Source organism: Paractinoplanes ovalisporus (genome assembly GCF_016834655.1).
Taxonomy (GTDB): domain Bacteria; phylum Actinomycetota; class Actinomycetes; order Mycobacteriales; family Micromonosporaceae; genus Actinoplanes; species Actinoplanes ovalisporus.
Map to the genome: position 1 here is coordinate 53,097 of NZ_JAENHP010000004.1, position 14,259 is coordinate 67,355.

Here is a 14,259-nt window from a genome sequence, read left to right on the forward strand (position 1 = left end):
CAGTGGCACCGGTGGAGGACGAGGACGCTGACCGCGTCTACGTCCCGGGCACGTCCGGCAACCCCGCGCCGCCCGATCGGGACGTCGAACCGTTCTGGGAGCCGGAGGAGATGGAGGCGCCGGTGCACGGGCGGCCCGTGCCGCACGACGCGCCGCCGGCCGTTCCGCTGCCACACTCGCCGACGCCGCACCCGCCGAACGGTGCGCCGGGCATGTATCGGCCGGGCGACCGCATTCCGGTGCCGCCGCCCAACGCCGTGCCGGTGCCGCCGCCGTCCGGGCAGGTCCCGATCCCCGCGCCGCGGCCCGCTCCCGGTCCGCCGCCGACGCAGGCCTGGCCGAACCTGGAGCCGCAGGCCCCCTTCGCGCAAGAGCCCTTCATGCAAGAGCCCTTCACGCATGAGCCTTTTGCCCCGGCCGAGCCGCCGCAGGCTCCCGCGCCCTCTCCCGTCTCCGGTCCAGCCGTCGAGCCTGAGCCGCTGTCGCCCGCGCCGACATCCGGCGGTCCCGAGTCCAGTTCACACGAGTCCGGTGTGCACAGTTCGCCCGATTCGCCCTGGTCGCAGCCGCCGCACCGCACTGCGCCCACGCCGGAGCCGCAAGATCCTCGGCCAGCGGCCGCCTCTGCTGCGGTGCCGGTCACGCGGCCCGAGACGTCCCCGGCCCCGCAGGCCGAGCCGCCCGCCGACGAGGAACCGGCCAACGGCGCGGTCTACCGGCCGGCCGCTCCCCCGCCGCCCGCGCACGGCGCTGCCGCCGTACCGCCGCAAACGCCCCCGCCGCCGCAGCAGCCGGCCCACCCGCCGTACCCCCCGCAGCAGCCTTATCCGCCTCGGCAGATGCCGGGCCCCTATCCGCCGACCATGGACCCGCGGGCCATGCAGCACCCGCCGGCCCCGGTGCCTCCGCAGCCCTCGACCGACCCGTTCCAAGACCTTCCGTGGGTCTCCGACGGCACGCCGACGGCCGAGGAGTTCGCCCGTCGCCGCATGGCCAAGCCGGCCGACCCGGTGGCCACGCAGGGCGCCCGGGCGATGCTCCGCAAGGGGACGATGGGCCTGGTCAAGCTGGCCCCGGGCAAGCGTGAGCAGGAGTTCAAGCAGGACGTCGAGATGGTCCGCCGCAACTTCGGCGGGCTCCGGCAGGTCACCGTCGTCAACCCCAAGGGTGGCGCCGGCAAGACCGTGGCCGTGCTGCTGCTGGCGATGACGTTCGGGCAGAAGCGCGGCGGTTACGTGCTGGCCTGGGACAACAACGAGACCCAGGGCACCCTCGGCATGCGGGCCCAGCAGGACTTCCACGCCCGCACGGTGCGCGACATGATGCGCGACCTGCACCTGTTCCGCGGCTCCCACGGCCGGGTCGGCGATCTCTCGCAGTACGTGAGGGCCCAGGGCGAGGGCATGTTCGACGTGCTCGCCTCCGACGAGTCGGCCACCGCGGGCGAGATGCTGACGGCCGACGCCTTCGGCGAGATCCGCGAGATCGTGAGCCGGTTCTACAAACTGATCTTTGTGGACACCGGTAACAACGTGCGAGCCCAGAACTGGCAGGCGGCCATGGACGCCACCGACCAGCTCGTGATCACCATGTCGGCCCGTAACGACTCGGCCGAGACCGCCGCCCGCATGCTCGACCACCTGGAACAAAGCGGCCGCCAGCGCCTGGTGCGCCAGGCCGTGAGCGTCGTGTCGATGCCCCCCACCCGCAAAGACATCGACCTCCCAGCAATCCAACGCCACTTCGCCGCCCGCACCAGAGCAGTCCTGCTGGCCCCCTACGAAAAGCTGATCGACTCCGGAGAGCCCATCCGCTACGGCCACTTGTCCAGCAACACCAAGGACGCTTGGCTAAAAATCGCCGCAGCCGTAGCGGAAGGGCTGTAGGGACTCAGGTCAGAGCATCAGCCGCCGCCGGGTCCGAATCGCGGAGGAACTGGGCGCACCGGGCCGCCTCGTCGGCCTCGCCGATCTCGGCCGCGGCCTGCGACAACGAATGCAGGCACCGCAGGAAACCCTGGTTGGGCGCGTGCGACCACGGGATCGGGCCGTGGCCCTTCCAGCCGTTGCGGCGCAGCGCGTCGAGGCCGCGGTGGTAACCCGTGCGGGCGTACGCGTAAGCCGTCACCGGCTCGTCGGCGGCGAGGGCCTCGGCCGCGAGGGCGGCCCAGCCACCGCTGTAGGCCGGGTGAGCGGCCGCCACGGTCTTGAGGGCCACGGTGGTTCCGCTCGCGGTGGCCTCCGCGAGAGCCTTGTCGGCCTCGACGTCGGCGGGGAGGCGGGTGGCCGGAGGCTCGGGAAGGAGGTTCTGCATGACCCTATTCAACCGGCCCGGCACCGATGCATTCCGGCCGGGCGGCAGAGATCACCCAGGATTTCGCCGGACGTTCGCTCAGGCCGCCCCGACGTCCCACGCGGAGGCGATGCGCGCCAGTCGGTCGGTGTATTCGATCTGCTCGCGCCACGACGCCGGCCACGCCGCCAGGCCGAGCGCCGCACCCGCGAACGCCCCGGCCAGACACGCGATCGAGTCGGAGTCGCCGGACGACGCGGCGCCCCGGCCCAGCACCGCCACCGGCTCGTCGGGCGAGATCAGATAGCAGTAGAGCGCCGTCGCCAGCGCCTCCTCGGCGATCCAGCCCTCGCCGGTGGCCAGGCAGGGGTCGCCCGCGAAGCGGCCGGCCGCGAGGGCGTCGCGCACCCGGTCGAGTGCGGCCGCCGTCTCGTCCCAGCCGCGGGCGATGAACTCCTCGGGTGAGGTGACGCCGGGCCGCTGCCACAGGTCGCCCAACCACTCCTCGCGATAGATCTTGCGCTGGCTGTCACTCCGCTCGCGCAGCGCCTCGAGGAGGTCGCCGGGGGCCAGCCCGCTCGCGAGCCACCGGCAGGCGTACGCGGTCAGCTCGCTCGCCGCCAGCCCGGTGGGGTGCCCGTGCGTCAGCCCGGCCTGCAGCTGGGCCAGGCCGGCACGCTGGTCCTCGTCGAGGCCGGGGTGCAGACCGACCGGGGTGACGCGCATGTTGGCGCCGCAGCCCTTCGAACCGGCCACCGTGGCCTGCTGCCACGGCCGCCCGTCGTGCAGCGCCGCGCAGGCCTGCAGGCAGGTGTTTCCGGGTGCGCGGTTGTTGTCGGGGCTCACCGCCCAGTCGAGGAACGCCTGCCGCAGCAGCGGCTCGACCACGGCGGGCGTGATCGCGGGCGCGGCCAGCATCGCCTCGCCGACCGCCAGCGCCATCTGGGTGTCGTCGGTGACCAGGGCCGGGCGGCCGGTCAGCTCGCGCGGCCCCTCGGGACCGTAGCGGGCGACGATCGACGCGTAGTCCTGGAACTCGGTCGGCTTGCCGAGCGCGTCCCCGTAGGCCAGTCCGTAGAGCGATCCCGCAACGTTTTGCATCCTGGCTACCCTACGGTCATGTCCGGCGACCCCTTGCAGCCCGTACTCGGCGGCCCCGTCCCGTTCGACGCCACCGCCTCCGAGATCGAATCGCGGGCCGAACTCGACCACCATCTGGCCGACAAGTCCCTGGCCGACCTGGTGATCCTGGGCCTGCGGCTCGACCTCGACCCGCCGGATCTGACCGACGTGGAGGTGACCGGCGCGCTGTTCGTGGGCTGCCGGCTGGCGAGCGACGACGTCGAGATCGACCTGATCCGGCGCGGGGCGCACGTGATCCCGCCGTTCGACGCGCGGCCCTACCCGACCCACCCGGCGACGCTCTACACGCCGGAGGACCTGTCGTACGGGTTCGCGGCCGAGGGTTTCACCGGCATGTTCGACACCACGGTCTACGACCACTTCGTGGCGCACGGCGGCGCGACCCCCGACATCCGCGAGGCGATCGCCCAGCGGCTTCACGACGCGGGCATCGACAACGCACTGGGCAAGGCGCTCGCGGCCTGGGTCGAGGCGCGCGGCCGGGCCGGGGCGGTGGGCATCATGGGCGGGCACGCGGCGGCGCGGGGCTCGGCGGCCTACCGCATGGCGGCCACCCTGGCCTGGCGACTGGCCGGGGCCGGGCGGCTGGTGGTGACCGGCGGCGGCCCGGGCGTGATGGAGGCGGCGAACCTGGGGGCCTACTTCTCGACCCGTTCGGAGGCCGAGCTCACCGAGGCGATCCGGATGCTGTCGGTCGCGCCGCACTTCGCCGACCACGAGCCGTACACGGCCGCCGCTATTGCCGTCCGCAGTTCCTTCCCGGCGCCGTCGGCTGTCTCCGACGTCACGGGCCGGCTGCTGCACGGCGGTCTCGCCCTGCCCACCTGGCTCTACGGTCACGAGCCGGCCAACCTGTTCGCCGGTCAGATCGGCAAATACTTCTCCAACGCCGTACGGGAGGATTCGATCCTTCGCCTCTCGCGGGGCGGCATCGTGTTCGCACCCGGGTGGGCCGGCACGGTGCAGGAGATCTTCCAGGCCGCCACGAAGACGTTCTACCGCACCGACGGGCCCTCGGGCGCGTTCGTCTTCCTCGGTGTCGATCATTGGCGTGAGCTGCCGGTCGAGGAGCTGCTGCGTCCGTTGCTGGCCCGGAGCCCGTACGGCGATCAGTCGAACCTGGTCGTGGTCACCGACTCGCTGGACGAGGCGATGGCCGCCTTGGACGCCGGGTCAGGCGACGTGCACACGCCGCCAGTTGGTCACGGGTAGTTCGGTCTCGGGGACGTCGGCGATGCCGTTCTCGTCCATCGCGTTGTAGATCGCGAGCCGGGCCCCGTCGAACAGGAACTCGACGGCGTGCAGCACCCGTGGCCGCCACTCGGCCACCGTGACGAGCTCGATGATGTTGACCGCGCGCAGGACGGCCCCGCGGGCGTGACGCAGGGCCGCGATCGGGTCGGGGCGCCAGTCGAAGTGCTCGTACCAGTCGACCGGGACGTTGAGATCGATCTTGTCCCAGGTGATCGCGCATTCGTCGAACTTACGGTGGGTAATCTCGACGTGCGTTATTCCAAAGTCGAGGATGACCGGGCCGTCGGCGAACCAGCCGCGCTCGGCGACGTCCCACATCAGCCAGCTCGATCGCAGCTTCCGCCCGATGAGCCGCACGAACCTCGTGCGATGGACGGCCGCGAGGGCATCGGCATCATGGTGCCACTCAGGTTCATAACCTTCGATGCCGAGCACGATCGGGTCCCTCCTCTCAAGGGGAGGATCGATCGTATACATACCTCTCAGTAACCCGGCAACAATACGGAGAGCCTTCAGTCCCCTTATGGGTGGAGGGCGGGGTGGTTGGACGGGCCCGGTCCCCCTCCTGGGGAACCGGGCGTAACCGTTCGACTACGTCTCGACTACTTCGAGAGGGTGGTGCCCGACGAACGCAGGTGCTCGCAGGCCTCGACGACGCGCTGGGCCAGACCGGCCTCGGCCAGCTTGCCCCAGGCGCGCGGGTCGTACGCCTTCTTGTTGCCGACCTCGCCGTCGATCTTCAGGACGCCGTCGTAGTTCTTCATGATGTGGTCGACGACCGGGCGGGTGAACGCGTACTGCGTGTCGGTGTCGATGTTCATCTTGACCACGCCGTAGTCCAGGGCGCCGTGGATCTCGGACAGCAGCGAGCCCGAACCACCGTGGAAGACCAGGTCGAACGGCTTCTCCTTGCCGTACTTGGCGCCGACCGCGTCCTGGATCTCCTTGAGGATCTCGGGGCGCAGCTTGACGTTGCCCGGCTTGTAGACGCCGTGCACGTTGCCGAAGGTCAGGGCCGTCATGTAGCGGCCCTTCTCGCCCAGGCCCAGGGCGGCGGCGGTGGCCAGGCCGTCCTCGACGGTCGAGTAGAGCTTGTCGTCGATCGCGGCCGAGACGCCGTCCTCCTCGCCGCCGACCACGCCGACCTCGATCTCGAGGATGATGTGGGCGGCCGCCGACAGGGCCAGCAGCTCCTCGGCGATCTGCAGGTTCTCCTCGACCGGCACGGCCGAGCCGTCCCACATGTGCGACTGGAACAGCGGCGCCTTGCCGTTGGCGACGCGCTCCTTGCTGATCGCGAGCAGCGGGCGGACGTAGGCGTCGAGCTTGTTCTTGGGGCAGTGGTCGGTGTGCAGCGCGATGTTGACCGGGTAGTTCTTGGCGACCTCGGTGGCGTACTCGGCGAGCGCGACGGCACCGGTGATCATGTTCTTGACCGTCGGGCCGGACGCGTACTCGGCGCCACCGGTGGAGATCTGGACGATGCCGTCGCTGCCGGCCTCGGCGAAGCCCTGGAGGGCCGCGTTGAGGGTCTGCGAGGACGTCACGTTGATCGCCGGGTAGGCGAACGCGCCGGCCTTGGCGCGGTCCAGCATCTCGGCGTAGACCTCGGGAGAAGCGATGGGCATCGGTGCGCTCCTTGCTCTTTGTTTGCGTAAGACAGAGGGCAGGACCGCGCTGTCCTCCAGGTGGCAAGTATTCCGTAGCCGTTCCGGCGATGAGAAATGACCCCGTAACTCTCCAGGGGAATCCGGCTCATGGGACATAGAGGGCGATTTACGCTGCGACCATGCGATGGATCGGCCGGACGCTGGCGGCCACCCTGCTTCTGATCCTGCTGCCGACCGGCCCCGCCGCGGCGGCACCGGCTCCGACCGCCACGGCCGAACCTCACCTCACACAGGTCACTCTGGCACCGGGGGGACCGGTGCGATACACCCCGCTCTACGTACGCACAAAAGACGTCGATCCCGGGGCCGACGTACGCCTGGAGATGACCGTCGACCTCGGCGGGGCCACCTCGTTCGCCGACGTCGAACTCGACTCGTCGCCGATCACCATCGAATCGGCGACCGACGTGCAGGACGAAGTCAGGATGTCGCCACCGTCGGTTCCGCCTTCGGCGCCGGCGGTTCAACCCTGCCGCCGTACGGGGGAAATGATCTCCTGCTCGTGGACCACTCAGGTGTCGAGCAGCCCGTCGCTCGAGATCGCGGCCGTGCTCTCCGTCTCGCCCAGGAAGTCGGCCAAGGCCGGGGACAGCGCGGGTCTCACGGTGACCGCGCAGATCGGCGACGGCCCGACCGGCACGTCGACCTCGCTGATCCAGGTGGGTGAGGGGGTCGACCTCGCGGCGGGCGCGGAAGCCGCCGTCAAGGCCGGACCGGGCAAAAGTGCGAAGTTCAACCCGGTCGTACGGAACGCGGGCACCATCGCCGTCGACGGCGTCGCCATGGTCGTCGCCGCCGACTCGCGGCTGCTCGGCGCCTCGTCCTACCAGAACTGCCTCTACGGCGACGGTGTCATCTGCACCTTCGACGCCGAGCTGGAACCCGGACGCAGCTATGCCCTGTCCACGCCGTTCACCCTGCGGTCGCCGGCCGACACCGTCCCCGGCAGCGCGGTGCGAGTGGTGCACGGGTGGACGACGAGCGCCGAGTGGACGGACTCGGGCTGGACCGACTTCGGCACACCGGGCACGGGCGCACCGCTCACCCTCGAACCGGTGGCGACCGCGCAGGGCACGCCCCAGGCCGACGTCAACGAGGAGAACAACTTCAGCATCACGAAGTTCACGGTCACCGGCTCGCGGCGACCTGCCCTCGCTGCCGTCGGGGTGCAACGCACGGCGGCGGTCGACGATCAGGTCGTACTCTCGCCGGGCCTGACCAACTTCGGGCCCGGGACGTTGCGCCCGGATCTGTTCCCGAACAACGGGCTCGACATCGAGGTGCGGATGCCGGCCAACGTCGAGATGGTCAGCAGCCCGGCCTGCGAGTTCGGCTATTGCAGCCTGGACCGTGAGCTGGCCGCCGGACAGAAGGCGACCTTCCCGATCACCGTCCTGGTCACCGAGGAGTGCGGGAAGGCGGGCCGGGTCGAGGTGCCCGCCCGTCTCGCCGAAGGTTCCGAGGAGAAGACCGTCTCCCCGTTGTCGGTGAGCGTTCCCGGGGCGACGTGTGCCGCGGTCGCGCTGCCGATCACCGGTTCCCGGGCCGCCTGGACCGCGCTGGCGGGCCTCGCGCTGGTCGCCGGCGGGATCCTGCTCGCCGTACGGCGTACCCGCCGGACGGTTTGAGCGCATGCTGAGGGGGCAAGTCCGGCCGGGATCGCTACAGGAGGGACGAGCCCGATGACGTATCCCCAGAACGTTGACCTGGAGACGCCGACGGAGGACGCGGTCGAGCAGTCGACCGAGGCCTTCCGGGACTACGAGGACGAGGCACAGAACCCTCCCGAACTGAGCGTCGAGACACCGGAGTGGGATGCGCAGGACCGGAGCGAGGTCGTGCACGGCGACGACGAGTATCGCTGAGTCCGCCTCTCGCCGATTTTGTTGTCCACAGATCCGTCGGGCCGGATCCGGAGTTGTCCACAGGCCCGCAAATGGGTCGACCAAGATCGGTCTGAGCGCCCATCATCGAGGGCGTGCTTCTGACTCTGACGACCACGCGCCGGCCGGCCACCGACCTCGGTTACCTGCTGGTCAAGCATCCCGACCGGGTGCACTCGTTCGACGTGCCCACCGGCACGGCCTACGTGATGTACCCCGAGGCGACCGACGAGCGCTGCACGGCGGCGCTGCTGCTCGACGTCGATCCTCAGCGGTTGCGTGGCCGTCATGACGCGTTCGAGCTGGGCCAGTTCGTCAACGACCGGCCCTACGCCGCGTCCTCCCTGCTGGCCGGCGCGCTGGCCAAGGTCTTCCGCAGCGCGTTGCGGGGCGCCTCCAAAGACCGCCCCGAGCTGGTGTCGACTCCCCTGCCCCTGCAGGTCCGGGTTCCGGTGCTGCGCGGCTCCCACGAGCTGGCGGCCCGTCTGTTCGAGCCGCTCGGCTGGACCGTCACGGCCACCCCGATCCCGCTCGAGCCGGCCCTGGGCGGAGACAGCCGCTATGTCGATCTCGAGCTGAGCGGCGAGGTCACGCTCTCCGCGGCCCTCAACCACCTGTACGTCCTGCTGCCCGTGCTCGACGATGCCAAGCACTACTGGGTGGCCCCCGACGAGATCGACAAACTGCTGCGCTCGGGTGCGGGCTGGCTCGCCGGCCACCCCGAGAAGGTGCTGATCGCCCGTCGCTACCTGGCACACAAGCGGGCCCTCACCACCACGGCCCTGCAGCAGCTCGAGGGCGATGAGGCCGAGGAGCCGCCGGCCGAGGAAGAGGCGGAACTCCCCGTCGTACGCCGTCGGTCGCTCGCCGAGCAGCGTCGCGACGCCGTGCTCGCGGCCCTCACCGAGGTCGGCGCGACCCGGGTTCTCGACCTCGGCTGCGGTGGCGGCGCGTTGCTGGCTGCCCTGGTCAAAGACCGGCGCTACACCGAGATCGTCGGCACCGACGTCTCGGCCCGGGCGCTCGAGATCGCGGCCCGCAAGCTGCGGATCGAGCGCATGCCCGAGCGGCAGCGCGACCGCCTGAAGCTGTGGCAGTCCGCGCTGACCTACCGCGACGACCGCCTGCGCGGGTTCGACGCGGCCGTGCTCATGGAGGTCATCGAGCACGTCGACCCGCCGCGGCTGCCCGCGCTCGAGGCGTCCGTGTTCGGCCACGCGCATCCCGGCGCGGTCGTCGTCACCACGCCGAACGTCGAATACAACGTCAACTACGAGGGCCTGACCGGCCTGCGCCACTCCGACCACCGCTTCGAGTGGACCCGGGCCGAGTTCGCGGCCTGGGCGGCCAAGGTCGCTTCCACGTACGGCTATGCGGTGTCGTTCCACCCGGTCGGCGAGGATTCGCCGGTCGGCTCGCCCACCCAGCTCGCCCTCTTCACGACGGAGGTGTCCGCCACATGATCGAGATCCCGGAGCTCGCGCTCGTCGCCCTGGTCGGCATCTCCGGCTCGGGCAAGTCCACCTTCGCCCGCACGCATTTCCGCCCCACCCAGGTGCTGTCGTCCGACTTCTTCCGCGGCCTCATCGCCGACGACGAGAACGACCAGTCCGCCTCGGCCGAGGCCTTCGAGGCGCTGCACTACGTCGCGGGCAAGCGCCTGGCCGCGGGCCGGCTGACCGTGGTCGACGCGACCAACCTGCAGCCGCACGGCCGGGCCGCGCTGGTCCGGGTCGCCCGCGAACACGACGTGCTCCCGGTCGCGATCGTCCTCGACGTGCCCGAGGCCCTGGCCTGGGAACGCACCGAGGCCCGGCCCGACCGTGAGTTCGGCCGCCCGGTGCTCACCCGCATGAGCCGAGACCTGCGGCGATCTCTGGGTTCGCTGACCCGCGAGGGCTTCCGCAAGGTGCACGTGCTGCGCGGGCCGGAGGCGATCGCGGCCACCGAGATCCGCTACGAGAAGCTCTTCAACGACAAGCGTGAGGTGACCGGCCCGTTCGACATCATCGGCGACGTGCACGGCTGCCGGGCCGAGCTCGAGACCCTGCTCGAACGGCTCGGTTACGCCCTCGTCCGCGACGCGTCGTCGCGCCCGGTCGACGCCGTGCACCCCGAGGGCCGACGGGCGATCTTCGTCGGCGACCTGGTCGACCGCGGGCCCGACTCGCCGGGCGTGCTGCGCCTGGTGATGGGCATGGTGGCCGGCGGGAACGCGCTGTGCGTGCCCGGCAACCACGAGCAGAAGCTGGCCCGCAAGCTCAACGGTCGCAACGTGCAGCTCACCCACGGGCTGCCCGAGACGCTCGAACAGCTCTCCACGGAACCCGCCGAGTTCGTCGACTCGGTCAAGACGTTCATCGAGGGGCTGGTCAGCCACTACGTGCTCGACGGGGGCGACCTCGTGGTGGCCCACGCGGGGCTGAAAGAGGCCTACCAGGGGCGGGCCTCGGGGCGGGTGCGCAGCTTCGCGCTCTACGGGGAGACAACCGGGGAGACCGACGAGTACGGGCTTCCGGTGCGCTACCCGTGGGCCCGTGACTACCGCGGTTCGGCCGCGGTCGTCTACGGCCACGTCCCGACACCCAAGCCGGAGTGGATCAACAACACGATCTGCCTCGACACCGGTTGTGTCTTCGGCGGGGCGCTCACCGCGCTGCGCTGGCCGACCCGTGAGCTGGTGTCGGTGCCCGCCGAGCGGGAGTACTACGCGCCGGTGCGGCCGCTGGCGTCGCTGACCCGGCCCGACGACGGACTGGACATGTCGGACGTCACCGGCCGCCGTCACCTCGACTACGGCTACGGCCGGGTGACGGTCGCCGCGGAGAACTCGGCCGCGGCGCTCGAGGTGATGAGCCGGTTCGCGCTCGACCCGGCCACGCTGGTCTGGCTGCCGCCGACGATGGCGCCGTGCTCGACGTCGGCGCTCGAGGGCTACCTCGAACACCCGGCGACGGCGTTCGACGACATGCGCGGTGCGGGCGTGACCAGGGTCGTGTGCGAAGAGAAGCACATGGGCTCGCGGGCGGTCGTGCGTGTGTCACGCGACGGTGCGGGCGATGCGGTCTGGACCCGTACGGGAAGGCCGTTCTTCGGACCGGCGCTCGACGAGCCGTTGCTGGCCCGGGTGCGCGCCGCCTGCTCGGGCCTGTTCGACGAGCTCGAGACCGACTGGCTGCTGATCGACGCCGAGCTGCTGCCGTGGTCGGCCAAGGCGGCCGGGCTGATCCGCGACCGCTACGCCGGGGTGGGCGCGGCCGGGCGGGCCGCGCTGCCGGCCGCGCTGGCCGTGGTCGACCAGGCCGCGGCCCGTGGGCTCGACGTGGCGGCGCTGCGTGACCGGCTCTCGCTGCGGTCGGCCGAGATCGACGGCTACTCGGCGGCGTACCGCTCCTACGTGAAGCCGACCGACGGGCTCGACGGGGTCACGCTGGCGCCGTTCGCCGTGCTGGCCGGGGCCGGCGTCTCGTACGCCGACCGTGACCACGGCTGGCACCTCGCGCTGGCCGACCGGCTCGTCGCGGCCGACCCGGAGCTGTTCACCCCGACCCGGCGCATGATCGTCGACCTGGGTGACCCGGCGTCCGAGGCGGCCGCAACCGAGTGGTGGCTAGAGCTGACCGCGACCGGTGGCGAGGGCATGGTGGTCAAGCCGTGGACCGGTCTCAAGGCCACCGACGCCAAGGGCCGGCTGGTCCAGCCCGGGGTGAAGTGCCGGGGCCGCGAATACCTGCGGATCATCTACGGCCCCGAATACACGCGGCCCGAGCAGCTCGACCGGCTGCGCCGGCGCAACCTCGGGCGTAAGCGGAACATGGCGCTGCGCGAGCACGGCATGGGGCTGGCCGCGCTCGACCGGCTCGCCGAGGGGGCGCCGCTGTGGCGGATCCACGAGGTGGTCTTCGCCATCCTGGCCACCGAGTCGGAGCCGGTCGACCCCCGGCTCTGACGCTCCGCCAAGCCGTCCGGCCTTTTGCCGGGCCGCGTGCTCGGCCTCTCGTCCAGGGCTGTCCGGTCGAACGGACAGCCCTGGGCCGCCGCACGAGCCAGAAAGATTCCGCACAGCAACTGGACACGAAAGGCGTAGGAAACTAGCAGTACTCTGACTCCTCGTGGACATCCGCGCGCTCGGCGAGAGCCTCGCCTTCAACCCCATGGATCCGAAGGATCTGCTGCACACCTTCGGCCTCATCGGGGTCTTGGTGATCATGTTCGCCGAGACGGGCCTGCTGGTCGGGTTCTTCTTCCCTGGCGACTCGTTGCTGTTCCTCGCCGGCGTCGCCGCCTCCCCGGTGGCCGACTCGATCTTCGGCGAGGGCACCCAGCTCTCGTACGTGGGCCTGCTCATCGGCGCCCCGATCTGCGCGATCGTCGGCGCCCAGCTCGGCCACTTCCTGGGCGCCCGCTACGGCACGCGCATGTTCGACAAGCCGGAGTCGAAGCTCTTCAAGAAGGAGTACGTCGAAAAGGCGGAGTACTACTTCCAGAAGTTCGGCCCGGCCAAGGCGGTCGTGCTGGCCCGCTTCATCCCGATCGTGCGCACGTTCCTCAACCCGGTGGCGGGCACGCTCGGCATGCCGGCCAAGACGTTCTTCCTGTGGAACGTGGTCGGCGCGATCCTCTGGACCGACGGCATCATCATCATCGGGCACTCGCTGGCGCAGCAGATCTACGACGCCATCGGCGACCACATCGACCGCTACATCCTGCCCGTGGTCGCGCTGATCGTCCTGATCTCGCTGCTGCCGATCATCATCGAGGTGCTGCGCGAGCGCCGGCACAAGAAGAACGCCGGTCCCGCCGCGCCGCCCGAGCCGTCCGCCGCGATCGGCGTCGTGGCCGCCGCGAGCATCGCGGGCCTGGTCGAGGCGGCCCGCCACGAGGACGATGACGACGACCACACCCCGCGTTCCCACCGCCGCCACTGACCCTGCTTCTTGCCGGCGCTGATCCCGGTCGGCGCCGGCCCTGGCCTTTTTGCCGGCGCTGATCCTTGTCGGCGCCGGCCCTGGCCTCCTTGCCGGCGCTGATCCTTGTCGGTGTCGGCCCTGGCCTCCTTGCCGGCGCTGATCCTGGTCGGCGCTGGCCCTGGCTTCCTTGCCGGCGCTGATCCATGTCGGTGCCGGCCCCGGAACGACGCGCGACGCCCGGCCGACCTCGATGGTCGGCCGGGCATCGGTGTTTGCGGGCCCTGTGGTGGCCGTTGGTGGGGATGGCTCGGTGGTCCGGGACAGGCCCGGACCAGCCCCGGGCCGCTCGTGCCCGTTCGGGGGCGGGGCGTCGAGCGGCCGGGCGGTGGTCGGTCAGACGCTGACGGCCCTGGAGCCGTGCAGACGGTCGAGGAACGCCTCGGGGCAGTCGCGGAGGTTCTCCAGACGGCCCGCGGAGAGCGCCCGGTAGGTGATCTCCGCAGCTTCCTCGAGGTTGCGTGCGCGCTTGTGGGCCAACTCGATCGTGTCGCCCATGACGACACAACCGTGCTGGCTCAGCACGAGGCAGTCGGTGCCGTCGGCTGCCATCGCGGCCGTCAACGACGCCAGTTCCGTCGAGCCCGGAAGCCGGAACGGAACCGTCGAGACCCGGCGCAGATAGAACGCGTGGTCGGTCGTGACGATCCGGATGTGCTCACCCAGCGCATCGAGCAGGAGTGCGGTCTGCGGATGCAGGTGGATGACGGCGTTGACGTCGGGGCGGGCCCGATACAACGCCAGGTGCAGCGCGAGCTCACTGGTCGGCTCGATCGCGGGCGGCGGCACACTGCCGACCACCGCGGGCGAGCCGTCGGAGACCCGTACGGCGGCGAAGGTTGTCCGGCTGAGCCGGCCCAGCCATGAACCGCTGCCCGTGACCCAGATGGCGTCCTCGTCGGGGATCCGGGCGGAGAGGTTTCCGCCCGACCCGGCGACCAGGCCGGCCTGGACCACGTCGAAACCCACGAATGCGAGCTGATCACGCAGATCGCCGTGGACGTAGTTCACCCGTTACTCCTGAAGGTCCTGGGGGTGGACTGGGAGGCG

The 14,259-nt window shown here is 70.9% G+C and carries 12 protein-coding genes; 7 read left to right on the forward strand and 5 right to left on the reverse strand.

Annotation, left to right across the window (positions count from 1 at the left end):
• Window positions 1-2: 2 nt before the first annotated feature.
• Window positions 3-1,886 carry a MinD/ParA family ATP-binding protein gene (locus tag JIG36_RS14395; protein WP_438870724.1) on the forward strand — a complete coding sequence of 628 codons (1,884 nt, stop codon included), beginning with the start codon at window positions 3-5 and terminating at the stop codon, window positions 1,884-1,886.
• A 4-nt stretch (window positions 1,887-1,890) separates the two neighbouring features.
• Here the strand turns inward: JIG36_RS14395 and JIG36_RS14400 are convergent, their stop codons facing one another.
• Together JIG36_RS14400 and JIG36_RS14405 are read right to left on the reverse strand one after the other, a co-directional pair.
• A complete protein-coding gene (locus tag JIG36_RS14400) occupies window positions 1,891-2,313 on the reverse strand; it encodes a DUF3151 domain-containing protein (RefSeq protein WP_203376800.1) in 423 nt (140 codons plus the stop codon).
• A gap of 78 nt (window positions 2,314-2,391) precedes the next feature.
• A complete protein-coding gene (locus JIG36_RS14405; RefSeq protein ID WP_203376801.1) occupies window positions 2,392-3,393 on the reverse strand; it encodes an ADP-ribosylglycohydrolase family protein in 1,002 nt (333 codons plus the stop codon).
• An 18-nt stretch (window positions 3,394-3,411) separates the two neighbouring features.
• On the opposite strand from JIG36_RS14405, the gene JIG36_RS14410 reads away from it, so the two are divergent.
• On the forward strand, window positions 3,412-4,647 hold the full coding sequence (locus tag JIG36_RS14410) for an LOG family protein (RefSeq protein WP_203376802.1): 1,236 nt from the start codon (window positions 3,412-3,414) through the stop codon (window positions 4,645-4,647).
• Here JIG36_RS14410 and JIG36_RS14415 read toward each other — a convergent pair.
• Entirely contained in the window at window positions 4,609-5,124 is a 516-nt protein-coding gene (locus JIG36_RS14415) for a hypothetical protein (RefSeq protein ID WP_203376803.1), read from the reverse strand. The genes JIG36_RS14410 and JIG36_RS14415 overlap by 39 nt on opposite strands.
• Window positions 5,125-5,291: 167 nt before the next feature.
• Complete coding sequence (gene fbaA / locus JIG36_RS14420) at window positions 5,292-6,317, reverse strand: class II fructose-bisphosphate aldolase (RefSeq protein ID WP_203376804.1); 1,026 nt, start codon at window positions 6,315-6,317, stop codon at window positions 5,292-5,294.
• 161 nt (window positions 6,318-6,478) lie between these two features.
• Between fbaA and JIG36_RS14425 the strand changes: the two genes are divergently transcribed.
• The 5 genes from JIG36_RS14425 (at window position 6,479) to JIG36_RS14445 (ending at window position 13,170) form a co-directional block, all read left to right on the forward strand.
• Window positions 6,479-7,987: an LPXTG cell wall anchor domain-containing protein gene (locus JIG36_RS14425; RefSeq protein ID WP_203376805.1), complete on the forward strand. Its 1,509-nt coding sequence runs from the start codon at window positions 6,479-6,481 to the stop codon at window positions 7,985-7,987.
• 54 nt (window positions 7,988-8,041) lie between these two features.
• Window positions 8,042-8,224 (forward strand): hypothetical protein, encoded by a 183-nt coding sequence (locus JIG36_RS14430; RefSeq protein WP_203376806.1) that lies wholly within the window; start codon window positions 8,042-8,044, stop codon window positions 8,222-8,224.
• 113 nt (window positions 8,225-8,337) lie between these two features.
• Window positions 8,338-9,705, forward strand: coding sequence for a 3' terminal RNA ribose 2'-O-methyltransferase Hen1 (locus JIG36_RS14435; RefSeq protein WP_203376807.1), 1,368 nt, complete (start codon window positions 8,338-8,340; stop codon window positions 9,703-9,705).
• Complete coding sequence (locus JIG36_RS14440; RefSeq protein ID WP_203376808.1) at window positions 9,702-12,191, forward strand: polynucleotide kinase-phosphatase; 2,490 nt, start codon at window positions 9,702-9,704, stop codon at window positions 12,189-12,191. Before JIG36_RS14435 ends, JIG36_RS14440 begins: the two co-directional genes overlap by 4 nt.
• A gap of 163 nt (window positions 12,192-12,354) precedes the next feature.
• Window positions 12,355-13,170, forward strand: a complete 816-nt coding sequence (locus JIG36_RS14445; protein WP_307872715.1) for a DedA family protein — start codon at window positions 12,355-12,357, stop codon at window positions 13,168-13,170.
• 375 nt (window positions 13,171-13,545) lie between these two features.
• On the opposite strand, the gene JIG36_RS14450 is transcribed toward JIG36_RS14445, so the two are convergent.
• A complete protein-coding gene (locus JIG36_RS14450) occupies window positions 13,546-14,220 on the reverse strand; it encodes a class II aldolase/adducin family protein (RefSeq protein WP_203376809.1) in 675 nt (224 codons plus the stop codon).
• Between the last annotated feature and the right edge of the window lie 39 nt (window positions 14,221-14,259).

Excerpts from the sequence above, each read along its gene's own strand:
- JIG36_RS14405 (WP_203376801.1), bottom strand. The coding sequence starts at position 3,393 with ATGCAAAACGTTGCGGGATCGCTCTACGGACTGGCCTACGGGGACGCG.
- JIG36_RS14430 (WP_203376806.1), top strand. The coding sequence starts at position 8,042 with ATGACGTATCCCCAGAACGTTGACCTGGAGACGCCGACGGAGGACGCG.
- JIG36_RS14410 (WP_203376802.1), top strand. The coding sequence starts at position 3,412 with ATGTCCGGCGACCCCTTGCAGCCCGTACTCGGCGGCCCCGTCCCGTTC.
- JIG36_RS14440 (WP_203376808.1), top strand. The coding sequence starts at position 9,702 with ATGATCGAGATCCCGGAGCTCGCGCTCGTCGCCCTGGTCGGCATCTCC.
- JIG36_RS14425 (WP_203376805.1), top strand. The coding sequence starts at position 6,479 with ATGCGATGGATCGGCCGGACGCTGGCGGCCACCCTGCTTCTGATCCTG.
- fbaA (WP_203376804.1), bottom strand. The coding sequence starts at position 6,317 with ATGCCCATCGCTTCTCCCGAGGTCTACGCCGAGATGCTGGACCGCGCC.
- JIG36_RS14400 (WP_203376800.1), bottom strand. The coding sequence starts at position 2,313 with ATGCAGAACCTCCTTCCCGAGCCTCCGGCCACCCGCCTCCCCGCCGAC.